At 50.4% G+C, this 16870-nt stretch carries 14 protein-coding genes, 5 tRNA genes and 2 pseudogenes; 5 read left to right on the forward strand and 16 right to left on the reverse strand.

Annotated features, from left to right (window positions below):
• The 6 genes from CX650_RS00685 to CX650_RS00710 all read right to left on the reverse strand — a co-directional run.
• The coding region (locus CX650_RS00685) for a GTP-binding protein (RefSeq protein WP_157822971.1) at nt 1-108 on the reverse strand (108 nt) is incomplete at its 3' end.
• 115 nt (nt 109-223) lie between these two features.
• Nucleotides 224-299 (reverse strand) — tRNA-Thr (locus CX650_RS00690).
• 9 nt (nt 300-308) lie between these two features.
• Nucleotides 309-382, reverse strand: a tRNA-Gly gene (locus CX650_RS00695).
• A gap of 35 nt (nt 383-417) precedes the next feature.
• Nucleotides 418-502: transfer RNA gene (locus tag CX650_RS00700), tRNA-Tyr, on the reverse strand.
• Nucleotides 503-510: 8 nt separating this feature from the next.
• Nucleotides 511-586: transfer RNA gene (locus CX650_RS00705), tRNA-Thr, on the reverse strand.
• A gap of 18 nt (nt 587-604) precedes the next feature.
• A tRNA-Thr gene (locus CX650_RS00710) sits at nt 605-680 on the reverse strand.
• Between the two features lie 233 nt (nt 681-913).
• Here CX650_RS00710 and coaA point away from each other — a divergent pair.
• On the forward strand, nt 914-1861 hold the full coding sequence (gene coaA / locus CX650_RS00715) for a type I pantothenate kinase (RefSeq protein WP_101094742.1): 948 nt from the start codon (nt 914-916) through the stop codon (nt 1859-1861).
• On the opposite strand, the gene birA is transcribed toward coaA, so the two are convergent.
• The 6 genes and pseudogenes from birA to CX650_RS00745 all read right to left on the reverse strand — a co-directional run bounded on the left by birA (nt 1862) and on the right by CX650_RS00745 (nt 7872).
• Nucleotides 1862-2821, reverse strand: a complete 960-nt coding sequence (birA, locus tag CX650_RS00720) for a bifunctional biotin--[acetyl-CoA-carboxylase] ligase/biotin operon repressor BirA (protein ID WP_071476143.1) — start codon at nt 2819-2821, stop codon at nt 1862-1864. It lies immediately after the preceding gene.
• A gap of 2 nt (nt 2822-2823) precedes the next feature.
• Nucleotides 2824-3849, reverse strand: a complete 1026-nt coding sequence (gene murB, locus CX650_RS00725) for a UDP-N-acetylmuramate dehydrogenase (RefSeq protein ID WP_101094743.1) — start codon at nt 3847-3849, stop codon at nt 2824-2826.
• Between the two features lie 300 nt (nt 3850-4149).
• On the reverse strand, nt 4150-5583 hold the full coding sequence (locus CX650_RS00730) for a M16 family metallopeptidase (protein ID WP_101094744.1): 1434 nt from the start codon (nt 5581-5583) through the stop codon (nt 4150-4152).
• Nucleotides 5580-6908 (reverse strand): M16 family metallopeptidase, encoded by a 1329-nt coding sequence (locus CX650_RS00735; protein ID WP_039036029.1) that lies wholly within the window; start codon nt 6906-6908, stop codon nt 5580-5582. The genes CX650_RS00730 and CX650_RS00735 overlap by 4 nt, the downstream gene beginning before the upstream one ends.
• 127 nt (nt 6909-7035) lie before the next feature.
• Nucleotides 7036-7365: pseudogene (locus tag CX650_RS00740) on the reverse strand (M20/M25/M40 family metallo-hydrolase); the annotation flags it as partial.
• A gap of 153 nt (nt 7366-7518) precedes the next feature.
• Nucleotides 7519-7872: a hypothetical protein gene (locus CX650_RS00745; protein ID WP_101094745.1), complete on the reverse strand. Its 354-nt coding sequence runs from the start codon at nt 7870-7872 to the stop codon at nt 7519-7521.
• 333 nt (nt 7873-8205) lie between these two features.
• Here CX650_RS00745 and CX650_RS00750 point away from each other — a divergent pair, with 333 nt between their 5' ends.
• The gene (locus CX650_RS00750) at nt 8206-10308 is read left to right on the forward strand and encodes a putative bifunctional diguanylate cyclase/phosphodiesterase (RefSeq protein ID WP_101094746.1); all 2103 of its coding nucleotides are present in this window, start codon (nt 8206-8208) and stop codon (nt 10306-10308) included.
• A 178-nt stretch (nt 10309-10486) separates the two neighbouring features.
• On the opposite strand, the gene CX650_RS00755 is transcribed toward CX650_RS00750, so the two are convergent.
• Together CX650_RS00755 and CX650_RS00760 are read right to left on the reverse strand one after the other, a co-directional pair.
• The gene (locus tag CX650_RS00755; RefSeq protein WP_039036027.1) at nt 10487-11077 is read right to left on the reverse strand and encodes a tRNA-uridine aminocarboxypropyltransferase; all 591 of its coding nucleotides are present in this window, start codon (nt 11075-11077) and stop codon (nt 10487-10489) included.
• A 452-nt stretch (nt 11078-11529) separates the two neighbouring features.
• Nucleotides 11530-12378 carry a PfkB family carbohydrate kinase gene (locus CX650_RS00760; protein WP_101094747.1) on the reverse strand — a complete coding sequence of 283 codons (849 nt, stop codon included), beginning with the start codon at nt 12376-12378 and terminating at the stop codon, nt 11530-11532.
• Between the two features lie 342 nt (nt 12379-12720).
• On the opposite strand from CX650_RS00760, the gene CX650_RS00765 reads away from it, so the two are divergent.
• Nucleotides 12721-13887 carry an MFS transporter gene (locus tag CX650_RS00765; RefSeq protein WP_101094748.1) on the forward strand — a complete coding sequence of 389 codons (1167 nt, stop codon included), beginning with the start codon at nt 12721-12723 and terminating at the stop codon, nt 13885-13887.
• 75 nt (nt 13888-13962) lie between these two features.
• Here the strand turns inward: CX650_RS00765 and CX650_RS00770 are convergent, their stop codons facing one another.
• Nucleotides 13963-14871: a patatin-like phospholipase family protein gene (locus CX650_RS00770; protein ID WP_101094775.1), complete on the reverse strand. Its 909-nt coding sequence runs from the start codon at nt 14869-14871 to the stop codon at nt 13963-13965.
• Nucleotides 14872-15204: 333 nt separating this feature from the next.
• Between CX650_RS00770 and CX650_RS19965 the strand changes: the two genes are divergently transcribed.
• Both CX650_RS19965 and CX650_RS00775 read left to right on the forward strand, forming a co-directional pair.
• The gene (locus CX650_RS19965; protein WP_157822972.1) at nt 15205-15378 is read left to right on the forward strand and encodes a hypothetical protein; all 174 of its coding nucleotides are present in this window, start codon (nt 15205-15207) and stop codon (nt 15376-15378) included.
• Nucleotides 15379-15722: 344 nt separating this feature from the next.
• Nucleotides 15723-15866 (forward strand): annotated as a pseudogene (locus CX650_RS00775) (excalibur calcium-binding domain-containing protein); the annotation flags it as partial.
• 31 nt (nt 15867-15897) lie between these two features.
• Here CX650_RS00775 and CX650_RS00780 read toward each other — a convergent pair.
• Nucleotides 15898-16776, reverse strand: coding sequence for a sensor domain-containing diguanylate cyclase (locus CX650_RS00780; protein ID WP_157822973.1), 879 nt, complete (start codon nt 16774-16776; stop codon nt 15898-15900).
• Nucleotides 16777-16870: the final 94 nt, after the last annotated feature.

Raw genomic sequence — 16870 nt, forward strand, 5'->3', positions numbered from 1 at the left:
CAGTACAGTTGAGATAGCAGCAGTCAGAGTGGTTTTACCATGGTCAACGTGACCAATGGTGCCCACGTTAACGTGGGGCTTACTACGTTCAAATTTAGCTTTAGACATGGTATTGCCTCAATCTAAGATTTTCTGGTGGTGAAACCATATATAGTGAAAAAGTCCGATGCAAATGAATGTCATCGAACAGATTATAAAGGTAAAAGTAGAATTTAAGAGAGGCTGGTGCTGATAGGCAGATTCGAACTGCCGACCTCATCCTTACCAAGGATGCGCTCTACCACCTGAGCCATATCAGCATGCAAATTTGGAGCGGGCAGCGGGAATCGAACCCGCGTTATCAGCTTGGAAGGCTGGAGTAATACCATTATACGATGCCCGCGCAACCTACTTAAGGCTACCTACTTACCTTGAAAATGGTGGAGGGAGAAGGATTCGAACCTTCGAAGGCGGAGCCGTCAGATTTACAGTCTGATCCCTTTGGCCACTCGGGAACCCCTCCAATAAAATTGGTGCCGGCACCAAGAGTCGAACTCGGGACCTACTGATTACAAGTCAGTTGCTCTACCAACTGAGCTATGCCGGCACTTCATTTCNATAAAATTGGTGCCGGCACCAAGAGTCGAACTCGGGACCTACTGATTACAAGTCAGTTGCTCTACCAACTGAGCTATGCCGGCACTTCATTTCGGTAGCGGATATTAGGTAAATGTTGGGTCGAGTGCAATAGTAAATTGGTTTTTTTTCGCAAAAAAGCCCTGAATGGTGTTTTTTTACGCTGGCACTGCGTAGCGATTAGACTTCCCCCTAACCCTTTGTACACGGGATAAACAATTCGGTCTGGCATAGGGATTTTTTATTGTTCACGAATAATTCATGGTGTACTGTGCCTTGCCTGAGCAGAGGAAATCAGATGACAACAGCCAACTCAATTCAACAGGCATTGTATATGCCTTTTCACCGCCAGCAATGGGCCGAACTTCGTGAGTCTGTGCCTTTGACCTTGAGCGAAACCGAATTGAAGAAGCTGCGGGGGATTAACGAAAAAGTTTCCCTCACAGAAGTTACCGACATCTATCTGCCCCTCAGCCGTCTGCTTAACTTGATCGTTGGCGCCAAGCAGCAAAGAGGTTTGGTGTTAAATGAGTTTTTGGGGCAAACCCCAGCGAAGAGCCCATACATTATCAGTATTGCCGGCAGTGTCGCCGTAGGGAAAAGCACTACAGCCCGTATCCTGCAGGCACTGTTGAGCCATTGGCCCGAACACCCTAAAGTCGATCTGATTACCACTGATGGTTTTCTCTACCCGCTGGCCGAGCTGAAACAAAAAGGGTTGTTGCAGCGTAAGGGCTTTCCGGAAAGCTATGACATGAAGCTATTGGTGGAGTTTATCGCCGCCATTAAGTCAGGCGCCGAGTTGGTCGAGGCTCCGCTATATTCCCACATCAGTTACGACCGGCTTCCCAAAGTGCAGCAGGTCAGACAGCCGGACATTTTGATCCTGGAAGGCTTGAATGTACTGCAGACAGAGCTGGATTCTCCTGTGAGTATCAAGCGGCCTTTTGTCTCTGATTTCGTAGACTTCTCTATCTATGTAGATGCCGATGAATCACTGCTGAAACATTGGTATATAGATAGGTTCCTGCAGTTCCGGCATACGGCGTTTGCCAATGAGCGCTCCTATTTTCACCACTACGCCAAGCTGAGCGATGCCGAAGCTGAACATATAGCCGCCAATATCTGGGACACCATCAACGGCCCGAACCTGAATCTGAATATTGAGCCCACCCGCGAGCGGGCACATCTTATTCTGAAAAAGGGTCAGGACCACTTGATGGATCAAGTGCTGCTGCGAAAATAATCAAGCGCCGCGTAAACTGATTTCCCCACCAACAAAATGCTGTGTGCCTGTATCTGTTTGCAGGATAACACCGCCTTGCTCATCCACTCCAAGGTAGTGGCCGTTAATCTGTTGCTCACCCAGTAGCAGTTTGACCTGTTGACCGGCAAAGATATCGGCACTCTGCCACCTGCTGCTGAATGCTGCCAATCCTTGAGTTTCAAACAGCTTGAGATCTTTCAATAACTGTTGGTGAAGCTTGATAGCCAACTCAGTCTTATTCGGCATAGATTCAAGCCCACTGAGATCGCTCCAGGGTTGATCCAGTTGTTCACCCAGTTCAGCAGGCATAGCCATATTCAAGCCTATCCCGATCACCAGATCGCATTCACTGTCGGCAGTCCCGGTCATTTCAATCAGTACACCTGCAAGTTTACGCCCATCGAGATAAATATCGTTGGGCCACTTCACTCCCAAACCGGCAATACCGAAAGACTCCAACACACTAACCAGTGAACAGGCAACCACCAGACTTAAGCCCATCGCCTGGGAAAGACCTTGAGAGAACTGCCAGTACATAGAGAAATAGAGGTGACTGCCGTAGGGCGACAACCACTGGCGTCCTCTACGTCCTCGTCCAGCCGATTGATACTCGGCAATACAGAGATCGCCATTACTCAATTCATCGACATGGTTGAGCAGAAAGGTGTTGGTACCAGCCAACTCATCAAAGTAAAAACAGCGGTTATCTATAGCGGAGAGTAAGCGCGGCTTGTCGATAAGATGCAAACTTCTAGCTAACTTATAACCTTTACCTTTCACGCTGAAGATATCGATCCCAAAGGCGGCCAAGGCGCTAATATGCTTGCTGACGGCGGTACGGCTGATACCGAGCTGTTCGGCCAGTATCTCGCCGGAGACAAACTCACCCTGCTGCAACAGCTGTAATATTTCCCGCTTGCGCTTCCACTGTTCGCTCATCGTCAGAGACTCCTCTCTCCTGTTGCCGCAAAAATTCGCGGCTCGGGTAGTAATTCAACACCGAAAAGCGCTTGCACTTGCCGGATAATTTCCCGCGCCAAATTGGCCACATCTTCACCGCTGGCGCCGCCTTTATTCACCAGAACCAAGGCTTGCTTATCATGAACTGCGGCTGCTCCCATCTGGAAACCTTTCAAACCTGCCTTATCGATAAGCCAGCCTGCGGCCAGCTTAACCCTTCCATCTTGCTGAGCATAACCCACCAGATCAGGAAAGCGTTCGGCCAACTTAAGATAGTCGGCAGCAGTAACCACAGGATTCTTGAAAAAGCTACCGGCATTGCCAAGCACTGCAGGATCCGGCAGTTTTTCCTGACGAACCTGACATACCTGCTCAAAAATCATAGGCGCGGTCACCTCTGTCTCTTCAGCAAGTGATTGCAACGGCCCATAACTCAGTTTGGGCTGCCAATCTTTAGGCAGTTTCAAACCGACAGAGGTGATCACAGCCCTGCCCTTGAGTTCACTTTTGAAAATTGACTCTCGATAGCCAAAACCACAATCAGCAGCCTCAAGACAAGTTAGCGCACCGGTTTGCAGATCCAGATACTCAACCCAGTCACATACCTGGCACAGTTCAACCCCATAGGCACCTATGTTTTGAATAGGCGCTGCGCCAACTGTCCCCGGGATCAGAGCCATATTCTCAAGTCCCGGCATCCCCAGCTTAAGTGTTTCGCAAACCAAATCGTGCCAGTTTTCACCGGCGGCAACCTTTAAATAGAAATGTGTTTGGTCCTCACTGACCTCGATTCCCTTGGTAACGACTTGAATCACGCTCCCTTGATAATCCTCAAGCAATAATAGATTACTGCCGCCACCGAGGATCAGCATTGGGACATCATCATCCTTGTGCTGCATACAAGCCCGGACAAGCTCAACGGTAGAGCTCACTCTGATGAGTTCCCGACAATAACAATCGATTCCAAATGTGTTCAAGGATTTAAGGGAGTGGACTAGGGCTGGCATCTAAAGCTTTCACTGCAAATAAAAACAGCATTGTAACGGGATTAACCGACTATTTCAGCCTTCAGCGGTTAAACATACTCAAACAAGTCAATCGTCTACCCAATAGGACTGATATCGCACTTTAGCGTTCAACAGGAAATTGATTAGGGGGGCTATGATGTAGCGACCATAGTGGTAAAAAGCTTCCGGTGTTATGACAGGCAATTGCAGATTAACTTTACCGGGAATGTGTCTGAATCACTATGCTCCAAGCAAGACAGTCAAACAACAAGAGAGCGTTGTTTGACTGCCATGAAAGGGTTAACCGCCGAAACCGACATCCTTGATATCGACCCGGGTCACTTCACCATACTTGGCTGCTATCGGGGCTATCTTGTCGCCGCTGCCAATCAGCACCATCTGCAACTTATCCTTGGGGAAGTAGTTGTCGACCAACTGCTTGGTCTGCGCCAGAGTCAGTCCATCCACCCGTTGCTGGAATTGATTGATATAGGACTCATCAAAACCGTACAGGTACATGTCTGACAGCAGACCTGCCAACTGGCCACTGGTTTCAAATTTGGGCGGGAACTGGCCTTTGACGTAGGCCTTGGCCGAATCCAGAGTCTGCTGATCTATCCCTTTCTGCCACAGGCGACTGTAGGTCTTGAGTGCCAAGTCAATGGCTTCCTCTGTCGTAGCCGACTTGGTGAAAGTACTGATCATAAACACCCCTGAGTCACGATAGGGGACGAAACCCGAGCGCGCGCCATAGGTTAAACCGGCATTCACCCTCAGCTCATCGTTGAGCCAGGAGGTAAAACGGCCACCGAGTATGGTGTTGACCACAGTCAGGCCCACATAATCAGGGTTATCCTGAGTCACACCCAGGCCACCTATGGTGAAGGTGGTCTCTATCGCGTCCGACTTATCCACCAGCAAGACTCGGCTGGCAGACAGAGTCGGCAGCCCCTGCTTGAGGTCGACGGCACGCAGCGATTCGCTGTTGCTCCATTGACCGAATGCCGCCTGCAGCTTGGCCTTCATCTGCGCCGGGTCGAAATCACCCACCACGCTGATAGCGGTATTGGCCGGTTGATAGTAGCCCTTGTGGAAGGCTCTCAGCTGGTTGACCGTCAACTGGGACACAGACTCACTGGTTCCCGAAGTGGCATTGCCATAAGGATGCTGACCGAAAACCAACTTGTTGAAGTAGCGCCCAATCACGGACTTGGGACTCTCTTTCTCCTGCGCCAGCTCGGCGACTCTGCGACTCTTGAGTTTATCAAACTCGCTGGTCTCAAAGTCGGGACGGGTCAGCACATCGGCAAACAATCCCAGCATGGTATCGACATCTTTGGCCATAAAATCGGCACTGAGGTAACTGCCCTCACGGCCGGCATCAGCATTCAGACTGGCACCGAGAAAGTCCACCTCCTGCTCTATGCTGGCCTTGGTGCGACCGGCGGCGCCGAGCAACAAGCCCTGAGCCGTGACCGCTGCCACACCGGCTGTGGTGTCATTGACGCTGCCGACTTTCACCACGGCGTTCAGGGTGATCAGCGGCACCTCTTTCTGCGGCATCAGCATCAGCGTCAGGCCGTTATCCAGAGTGACTCTTTCATATGTTGGCAGTACAAAGTGGCCGGTATCCTGGCTCACCTTCACCTGGGTAGACTGACAACCTGAAACCATCAAGGCTGCGGCAATGGCCACGGTGCCCAGAGAGGCCTTGAGAGAAAAAACCTTGCTCATTGATCCGCCTCCTCTTGTGCAGCCAGTACCCCCACAGTGCGGTTGGCACGGCGCAGGTATGTTTCTGCCACCCTTTGAATGTCGGCCACTGTGACCTGGTTATAGGCATCCGGCGCCTGGAACAGCTTGTCGAAACTACCGAAATAAAGTTCGTAGGTACCCAGGGTATTGGCCTTGCCATTGATGGTTTCCATACTGCGATAGAAATCCATCAGCTTGATATTTTTTGCTTTTTCCAACTCTTCAACCTTAATGCCGTCACGGGCAATACGGTTGACCTCTTCGATCAATGCCTGCTCCAGAGTGGTGGCGCTGACACCTGGGGCCGCCACCCCAAGGATGTACAACAGGTTGGGGTCAAAAGACATAGGCATATAAGTCTCGGCGGCAATCGCCAACTGCTTGTCCACCAAAGCCTTGTAGAGGCGCGAGCTGTTACCTTCACTCAGAATCGAGGTCAGCAGATCCAGCGCGTAATAGTCTTTATTGGTGGTGGCCGGTACGTGGTAGGCCAGCATGATATTGGGCGTGCTGACAGACTCTTTCTTGACGAAGACCCGTCGTTCCCCTTTTTGCAGCGGCTCGACTGTCTTCACCGCCTTGGGTGGCTCTTGCGCCGGGATAGGGCCAAAGTAACGCTGGGCCAGACGCTTGACCTCGGCCAGCTTAACGTCACCGGCAATCACCACCACCGCATTGTTGGGGGCATAGTAGGTCTTGTGATACTGCACCAGATCTTCCAAGGTCCAGGCCGCAATATCAGATTCATGGCCAATCACAGACCAGCTATAGGGATGCGCCCTGAAGGCCACACCTTTTACCTCTTCCTGCAGGGTACGCCAGTTGGAGTTTTCCAGCCCTGTGGTACGCTCGGAGGCAACTACGCCGCGCTCACTCTCTACCATCTCGGCATTGATATCCAGCGCCGCAATCCGATCGGCTTCCAGATCAAAAATGGTTTCCAGAGCATTGGAAGGGAACCAGTCGGTATAAACGGTCACATTTTCAGTAGTGTAGGCGTTATTGGCGCCACCGGCCGCTTCCATGGTGCGGTCAAACATCTTGGGGCCGTATTTCTTGGAGCCATTGAACATCATATGCTCGAAGAAGTGGGAGATCCCTGTGATCCCGGGCACCTCGTTGCGTGAACCCACCTTCCAAAACAGATACATGTTGGCATTGGGAATGGATGAGTCTTCCAATACCATGATTTTCATGCCGTTATTCAGGGTAAAACTCTGAATATCTTCGGCCGTGGTCGCCTGTGTTGTCGCCGCCCCAAGAAGGCTGGCTGACATCAGCAGGGCGGTCAGCGTACGCTTCATTGGGTCGCTCCTTGGCTGATTGCTGATTTCAAAAGATCCAATATCGGGTAAAAAAGCACTGTAAATCAAGTAACAAGTGATACGGAATTGTCAGATTTTGTAAGCAAAATGCTTTATCCCGTACGGTTTATTTGCCGCTTAAGCTGGAGAGTGCCAGTGTGGTCAACGCCTCTACCCCCTTCTTGAACGCTGCTTCATCGGCATAGAAATAGGGAGAGTGATTGCTGGCCGCCGTTGCCGGGTCAGTCCCCTCAGGAGTTACCCCAAGAAAGAAGAAAACCCCCGGGGTTTCTTGCGCGTAGAAAGCAAAGTCCTCAGCCCCTGTGATAAGCCCGGGTTCAACCAGCCTCCCCTTGCCCGCCACTTGCTCCAGCAAAGGCCTGACTTCGGTCACCAATTCAGGACTGTTCACCGACACAGGATAATCCTGGGCTATCTCCGTTTTCGCTTCAGTGCCGTTGGCTTACGCTATCATTTTGGCGGCCTTGCTCAGTGTTGTTTAATATTGGCCCGACCCGGCTAGAGGTTTTGATAGTAAATTGAGCGTCAGCCACTATTGAAAGTCTAATTAAACAACAAGCTAACTTGGAGGCTGAAGTACAGATCCAGCTTAAGGCTCTATTTTCTTCAGTTTCAGCTTCTTCATCTTGGGCTCGTCGATTTTACGCTCTTTGGCCGCAGCCTCTTTGGCTTGCTGCAGGTATTTCTGTTCCCGCTGCGCCCTCTCATCAAACTGTTTACTGGCTTTTAACCTTTGCTCCTCCTGCCAATCTCCGGATTGCTGGCGTTTGAGCACTTTCTGTTCCCGCTCGGCGGTTTCCTTGGCGGCGGCTCTGGCCTTTTCCAGCTGTTCCTGCTCCAGACGCCGGGCATCTTCACTGGCCCGTTCACTCAGTTGAGTCAAATCAGCCGCACTCACGCCAAAGGCCAGCAGCCAGCTCAATAACAGTATTAATCTCGCCATCATTCACTCCTGCTTAAAGAGAACAAAAATCCATCTTCCAAGGACTATCACACATTTTTTCACCAGTTTGACCGATAATGAAGGTTTTTAGCAACAAAACGAAATTTTGATTGAGCCAAAGAGTAGATCTGTTTAGTTTTAAAACTAACGGATTGAAATGCTGTTCCACATAACCGGTTACCCAGCCAATAAGCGATAGGGTGCAAGACAAGTCACCACATAGTCGGGAGTAATGGCTTCCTTCCTGTAGGTCGAAGAGCCGAATATGCGGAGTAGTGTAACCATAACAAAGGGAAGTGGTTCTCAACGGAGAACGACAAGGGAGCATCCTGGATGATCCGATGGACACAACTGTTACAGAGCCTGGTGGCCGACACAAAACTCGGGCCCCAGTTGCAACTCTGGCGCAGCGAGCCTCACTCGACACCTCTGGCCTTATTCATGGGGTGTAAAATTTTTGCCGCCAATCAGGCAGCATTGGATTACTTCGCCTGTGTTCACCAGGAAATTCTCGATGCCACTCTCTATGACTTTGCTCCCAGACTGCAATTAGGCGGTCAGAGCAGCATAGAGTTGGCAAAAAAACTCATGCAAGCCGCAGCGGCCAGCTCTCAAGTACAGGAGTGGTTACACCTCAATCGCCACGGTAAAGAGCTGCCAACCCGCCTCTACCTGGAACCAGTCAGAATAGACAGTAATAAGATGATCTTGGTGCGGTTCGAAGCCTTGGATCGTCGCCTCAGTCCCAGAGGTGAAGCTCAGGATGTATTCGGCCTGCTGCCCCGCAGTGTATTGGCCGGTATTCTCGAAGAAAGTGCCGAAGCCGTTGTCATCAGTGATACCTCGGGCAAAATCCTTGCGGTCAATCGGGCCCTCTGTCGTCTTTGCGGCTTTAGTCAGGCGCAGTTAATAGGTCAGCAGTTGCAGATCCTCGAAACCGCAAACGATCCCAAGCAGAGAGAATGCCGTGCTGCGCTGGCACAGCGGGACTTCTGGCAGGGAGAGGTCAGCCATACCCGGGCCGATGGCAGTCACTTCCCCGCCTGGCAGAGCAGTCGCAGATTGCAGACTGAATCCGGTTGTTATCTGGTCACCATCTTCAGCGATATCAGCGAACGTAAACAGCTGGAATCACGCCTGACAGAACAAGCCATGTTTGACATGCTGACAGGGCTTCCCAATCGCCGTCATATGAAGCGCAAGCTGCGCCAGGTTCTCAGTGCCAGTCTAGAGGCCATCAACCAAGGAAAGCCAACCACAGGAGCCTTGATGTTTCTCGACCTCAACGGCTTTAAACATGTCAACGACAGTTTCGGTCATTCTATGGGGGACAGAATACTGCAACTGGTCGCCGCCAGGCTGGAAGCCGGCTGTATAGAGAGAGCCGATATCGCCCGTATGGGCGGCGATGAATTTACTCTGGTGTTGCAAGATTGCCGCGACAGGGAAGATATCTACCGTTTTGCACAACAGATATTGGCTCTATTCGAGACGCCGTTTGAGTTGGAAGGACAAAAGTTTTACCTGGGTACCAGTATAGGTATCAGTCTTTTTGGCAACCGAGAGATAGACCCTTCCGAACTGCTGAGCCAAGCCGACACCGCCATGTACAGTGCCAAACGCAGCGCCAGTCATATCAATTTCTATGACAGCTCTATGAGTGAAGCCGCCGAACACAAACTTAAACTGCTCGGCGATCTGCGTCACGCCTTGGGGCTGGGACAACTGAGCCTGTTTTATCAACCCATAGTCAGGCTCAAAGATAACCATATGGCCGGTGCCGAAGCGCTGCTGCGCTGGCACAAGAGTCCTCATGAACTGCTGGAAGCGTCCGATTTCGTACCCTTGCTTGAAGAAACCGGTCTAATAGTCACTGTTGGCAACTGGGTCGTAGAGCAAGCCTGCCGACAACTGGCAGTTTGGCGGCAACAGGACAACGACTTTATTATTTCAGTCAATGTATCACCGCTGCAACTGGAGCACCTGGACTTTTACCAACAAGTAAAATCGACGCTGCAACATCATCAGCTTCCCGCAGAAGCCTTGATTTTGGAGATCACCGAATCGGCATTGCTGGGTCACCCACGTCAGGCCAAACAAACGCTCAAACAGCTCAGGGCACTGGGCGTCAAAATTGTCCTTGATGATTTCGGTACCGGACTATCATCATTGAGTCGTTTGGGCAATCTGCCACTGGATGGACTAAAAATTGCCGGTGAATTTGCCGAGCAATTGCAACATCAGAAAGGCAAACGTTTGTGTCAGGCCATAGTGCAGCTGTCACAGGCGCTTGAACTCAAATTTGTTGCTGAAGGAATAGAAACTGAATATCAAAATGATATGGTACGACAGATGGGGGATGGACTGGCCCAGGGGTTCTTTTTCGGTTACCCCTTGCATCCGGAACAGTTTACCTTGGCGCATTTTGATCTATAAGAGCTCAATACCAAAGAGGGTGAACAGGACTGTCGGCAACAGAGTTACTCCGCTACCACTCCCCTGCAAAAGCGGTAAGCCGACAGTCCCACTCCATCATCAGAGATGATGCAGGCTCATTAAAACCGGATTCACTTAAAAATGTCGTGATCCACACGGAATTTTCGCGACCGCTTACTCAATACCGCTCCCGCACTTTGGCCGGCATCCGCCGTAACCTCTGCTCCACCAGCTCAGCCAGTAATACATGCATAGGCGCCACATCCAGCCCAGGCTCCAACTGAGAAAGGGCCACAGCTGCAGCCTCAAGTGTCGATAAGCTATCACTGCGATTAGCCTTGCGGATGCGATACGCTGTCGGTGCCATCAGTGGTAAATACCTTTGGGGCAACGCCTGTAACCAAGGATTAAGCCGATACATTTTCAAGGTTTTGCGCCAGGTGCCGTCCAGCAGGATAAGCCTTACAGCTTCTGATGAGTCATCTGTCTGCAACAGCTGACTGTTCTCTGAGGGATAGAGCAAGAAAGTCGGCATGTTATCTCTTGCCAGTTCGGCTCTCAACTCGGCAAAATCCGCCTCGGTTTCTCCCACTATCACCCGGACGTCCGGCACGGCCAACTGCAACAAACGCACACTATTTTTTGCATGCTCGACCTCCGAAGGATGTTGCAGCACCAGTAACTGGCTACTAGGGTATATAGCAGACACTGCAGCACAAACACAGGCCGTTTCTGGGTACCCACATTGTTCACAGTAACAGCGCGACATACCTAATAACTTTCCTTAATCAGCACTTGATCTCTTCAACGCCATCTTGCCATTTATCGTCAGGCTAATAGTCGATCATCTGCCAAGACGGCAACTCAGTAATACCAATATTAACACATGCCCCAGGTTAAATTCGGCTCTGAGTCCAATGCCAAAATGAAACGGTTAATGAGAGTTCCCTGTATGACAACAATGCTTTATAGATAGAACAACTCTGTCCTCATCGCCTTTGCTTCCAGTTATGACTAACAGCTCTTGTCGAAAATCCGACCTCAAAAACAATGGTAAAAGATATAAAAAAGCCCCGCTCAAATAGCAGGGCAAACCAGTTAGCATATAAATAAGAAGGGAGAAACCCGCAGAGCCCTTGAGCTCTAACCAAAGATCGCCAGCAAGATTAAGCCCACTTGATGACAGCGGCATGACACTGATGCGGGATTTTTATGACAAGCTCAATCCTGCTGTGCTTGCAGGTACTGACGCAAGGCATCTCCCGGAATCGAGGTTTCCGAGGCAACCGCCAAAGCCGCCCACTGAGCGGCTTCCTTCATGGCCTGCTCCACTGCCATTCCCGATACCAAACCATGGATAAGCCCGGCGGCAAAGGCATCACCGGCACCCGTGGTATCCACCACTGTCGCCGGCACAGCCGCTATCAGCGTCTCACCATTCTCCTGGTATAACACTGCGCCCTGCTCACCTTGAGTCACAATAAAGTATTTAAGTGCATCACCGGCTATCTGACGCCCAAACTGCCAGGGGCTAAGCTCACTGCGCCCTTGCATATCGGTTACCGAAGACAGCAATACATGGCAGGGTCTTGGCCTGTCATCTTTGGCCAATTGTGCCACCACCAGAGTGTGTTCCAGCGCGGTTCGCGCCCAACTGACCGCTCCTTCGGCAGAGGAGTTGATATATAGCGCATCCCACTGCGACCACTTGGGCGGCGCCGGCAATTCAAATATCGGCCGCTGCGGCCGAATAATGGTGCGCTCGCCATCCGGGGTCATCACCAACAACATTTCACAGGTATTGTCTGCTCGCCGCTGCACCCTGCGACAATCCAGCCCTTGAGTACTGGCTTCGGCCAGCAACCAATCGCCCATCTCATCCCGTCCAACCTGGCTGACCAGAGCCACATTATGGCCGGCCCATTCCAGTCCTATGCCTGTGTTGGCACCACCGCCCCCCAAGCGTTGGCCACCATCCTGATAATGGAATCGACCTCCGGTGCGCAAGGGTTTATCCAGCAATAAGATTCGGTCACAGTTAAGATTGGCAACGAGCAAAATATTGGCCATAGAAATAGTCCACAGAAACGAATGACCCATCTTACCCCAGGGCAAACACTAAATGCAGCGCAGCCAACAACAAAGGCCCTAAGAGGTGATATTGCCAAACGGCTAAAAACACCGTTTAACTCAGCAAAAACTGCCGTTTAAGCAAGTTTTTATTTACATTTATTCAAAGTTAAAACAGACTATTAAACATCCAGACTTTGGTGAAATTTTCTTTCCAAGACAACAAAATAAACTCACTTTACCCAAGCGCTACAGACTCCTATATTCGCGGAAAATTTCACCATTAAGACCTTTTTAAACTGAACTTCGTTTAAAAGGTCATTTTTCTATTTGGAGTCTGAGTTGTCTCAACCTCATGCCACCGCTCACAACAACAGTGCCTGGGTACCTGTTGCGGGTTTGACCCTGTTTGCTCTGGCTTCCGGCTATCATATGAGTCTGCTGCCGCTGGCATTGGACGGTTTTGGCTTAGCGACAGATCTGGCGGCTTGGCTGGCGAGTATTTTCTATTTCGGCCTGTTGCTCGGGGCAACTTGTATTTCACCTGTAGTGGCACGCCTGGGACACAGAGGCGCCTTCATCCTATTTCTATTACTGCTGGCGGCGACAGTGGCTGGCATGCCCTTGGTGGTTAATGGTCAGTTTTGGCTGGCGGCGCGCTTTATTGCCGGGATTGCCGTGGCCGGCATCTTCGTAGTGGTGGAGTCCTGGTTGTTGATAGCCGACACAGCCAAGCAAAGAGCCAAGCGTTTGGGCTTCTACACAGGCTCACTCTATGGTGGGAACGCCCTGGGACAACTGGGTGTGGGACAGTTGGGTGTTGATGGTGCCATGCCGCATATTTTGGTGGCGATAGTACTGGTGTTGGCCGTATTGCCGCCACTGCTGGCCAAGCGCTGCCAGCCACAAAAAATACAGCATCAGAAGATTAGCTTCAAAGAAGTCAGGCATGTGAGTCGCCCTGCCATCATGGGCTGTCTGGTTGCAGGTTTGGTATTGGGCCCCATCTATGGCTTGATGCCTGTATTTCTCAGCGAGCAAACAGGTGACCACCAGCTGACGGGCAAACTGATGGCCATAGTGATCCTGGGAGCCATGTTGGTGCAACCCCTGGTCAGTTGGTTGTCTCCAAGATTCAGCAAGACTCTCTTGATGGCGTTTTTCTGTTTGTTGGGCGCCGCCGGGGTTATGGGTATTTTGCTGAGTCACAGCACTTTGGTGATGGGCTTCAACCTGTTGCTACTGGGGGCTGCCGCCTTCGCCCTTTACCCTATCGCTATTACGCTGGCCTGTGACAGCCTCGATAGCAGCAAGATAGTGGCGGCAACCGAACTTATGCTGCTCAGTTACTCTGTGGGCTCGGTTATCGGGCCTCTGGTAGCCAACAGCTTCCAGCAACAACAGGGTCTGCTCATGTATCTAGGCTTGTGTCTGACCACAACCTGCATCTATATGCTGATATCCAGTGTACGGCCAACCCGCGGCCGGATGCCGGCACTGCGCCCATGATCCCAATCCCCGAAGTGAGTGTCAGCCATTCAAGCTGACACTCACTTGGAATGCCCCTCAGAACTTCTGAGTCATTTACGCTCTATGGACGCCGCTTGGCTTGTCACCATAACAACTGAACTCCAGCACAGCAGGCAGCACCTCGCGGCCATTGGACAGTCCTAAATGATACACAGCCTCTACCTTATTGATGTCGCGCTCCAGCCTCGACAAGTCCAGCGCCATCTTGGGTTGGATCACCATGGCACTCCCTAGTGCCACCGCCTGTTGTAATTGCTGTTGTGCCTGGTTATACACCTGATGACGCCTCAACAAAGCCTCCGCAACCTTGGGATAACGCCGATAAGCTTTTTGTGCCAACCATTTAAATTTAAAGGCTGACTTACTGTAATCTGCAGCCTGAGTCAGGATAACCAGTTGTTTTTGATAGCCGTCGGCTCTGGCTTGCTCTAGCGGGATAGGAGCCGCAATGCCACCATCAAGATAAGGCACGCCATTAATGGCAACGGGTTTGGAAATAAAAGGCAGACTGCTGGAGGCGATCAGTATCTGCAACAGCTGCTCGTGGCTGTCAAAGTCACTCATACCAAAGAAGTCGGTTTCACCGGAAAGGCAGTTGAAAGCGCCTATTTTGAATTCGGCTCCTGAAGACAGGAAAGTCTCAAAATCGAACGGCAACAACTCATGAGCCATGCGTCTGTAGGTGAAATCAGTGTTGACATAGTTGCCCGTCTTCAACAAGTGCATCATGCCCATGTAGCGTTTATCTGCAAGATAACGCTGCTGAATTAACAGATTACGCCCCTTCTGCCTGGACAGATACGAAGCCGGGTAGATGGCACCAGCGGAAACACCCACCTGATAATCAAACATAACTCCGGCTTCCAGAAAAGCATCCAGCACCCCAGCGGTATAAATGGCGCGCAAGCCGCCTCCTTCCAGCACCAAAGCCGTGCCTTGCTGTTGCCTAAACGCTATGACCATGATGATTTCCCCCAATACAGCCAATAGCGCAGCATAGCCAAGCATGACCCACAGGGAAAGCTACTCTTACAAAACCTGTACTTTAGCAGTAAGAGAATTGCCCTGAACTACTTAAGCTTATACTGATTTTTCATTAAGAAATCCGCCAAAAACATTCTAGTTGATGATCAGTTTATCCTTGGTAAACCTTGGTGGCACCGGGTTTGGCTATATTTGGATAAATCACAACATTGCGGATATCAGGCGAACCGGCATTATCAGGCAACTGATTAAAAAGTAATTTATCTACCGTGGCAGGAAGCCATGCTGTATTGGCGGACAGGAGTGAAAAGAATGGATGCTAACAATCAAGGGGAAATCTGCTTACTACCGCAGTTGGCCAACAAGCACAAACTCAAACTCTATCGCTGTTGCCTGGAAGAATTTCGACAGTTGGGCTACTGGGACAAATATGTGCAGCAAGTGCAAGACGAAGTTAACAGGCTCCAGGCCTTGGCGGAAGAGTAAACTGCACAGCACCAGGCAATAGGGCGATACAGTTCAAATTTAAATTGAAACATTCCGGAACAAGCTGCAATAGCAACGTAAAATTTCACCTTGGGTGATTTAGCCACTCAAAGACGCAAAGCCAACTTCAATTTGGCCAAGGATGCCGAAATATTTAAGGGAAAAAGATGAAACGCTTTGTTTTTTATTTTATTTTTGGTTATGCCTGTTATCTGAGTTGGGTTAAGCTCAGTGGTAATGAACCGCAACAGCTGACCGAAATTCACCAGGACACCCTAAGCAACAGTATCCGCGAAACGGCTCAAACCTCGCCGCGCTATGCCAGTAAGCCTGTAGAGATGGACACTGGTTTCCACTGCGATGGGCGCCGATATTGCAGCCAGATGACCTCCAGGGCCGAAGCCGAATACTTCAACCGTTACTGCCCCAACACCAAGATGGACGGCGACAATGATGGCCGTCCCTGTGAAAACGACAGTCGCTGGTGAGTCACGCTATTTCTCAAGCAGCGGCTATAGTTCACTCACAACCAGACAACTGCCAACAGTTGCGGCCATGTTTCTTGCCTTGATAGAGCGCTTTATCAGCCAAGGCTATCATACTGGAAAGCTCATCGTCATATCCTACCTCGACTGCGCCTATCGTCAGAGTTAGAGAAAGACAGATCCCCGAGGACAATTCAAAAGGTTGGTTCCGCAAACTGTCAAGGATAGATTCAGCACGAATAGTCACCTGCGCCGGATCATCCAACAGCAACATCATTAAGAACTCTTCCCCACCGTAACGAAACAGATTTTCCCGGCTATTCAACTGTTTCAACAACCTCTCAACCAATTGTTGCAACACCTGATCGCCGACACTATGACCATACTTGTCGTTGACGGATTTAAAATGATCCAGATCCAACATCAAGAGATAAAGCACACCACCATAGGCCTGAGTTGCACGCTTCATCTGCAGAAAGACTCTGGGAAGCAGATGCCGCATAGCCAAACCTGTCAGGGGATCTTTAATGCTCTGTAAAATAATCAGCTCTGTCTTGAAGTGACTGAGCAAGCTCATCAATTTATCTTGCTGTTGATCAAAACCATCCAAAATCTCAGCCTGGATGCAGCCGCGGCTCAATACCACGGTTTTGGCATAATTCTGTAATTCCCGGTAACAGCTTTCCAGCTGTCTAAAACTATCGGCATCGACTGTAAGTAACTGTGCCTTGTTGGTCAGCAACCACTCCCCCAACTGACCATCACAGGCTAAAGTATCCGCCTGAATGACTTCGGGGGTCACTCCACCGAGTATCACATAACGATACAGACGCCGGGTCCAATTTAGATGCCCTAGAATAACAGCCTCCAAACCATGAATAAGACCACAAGCATCGGGATTCAATTTAAGCATCCTGAAAAGCCTCATCAATTCTGTTGAGCTTAGCTTGGCAAAAATTGCTGAAATTAATATTAAACATGAAACATCAATTAAAACATATGTATCA

This window comes from Shewanella indica (assembly GCF_002836975.1).
In the GTDB taxonomy this organism is placed as follows: domain Bacteria; phylum Pseudomonadota; class Gammaproteobacteria; order Enterobacterales; family Shewanellaceae; genus Shewanella; species Shewanella indica.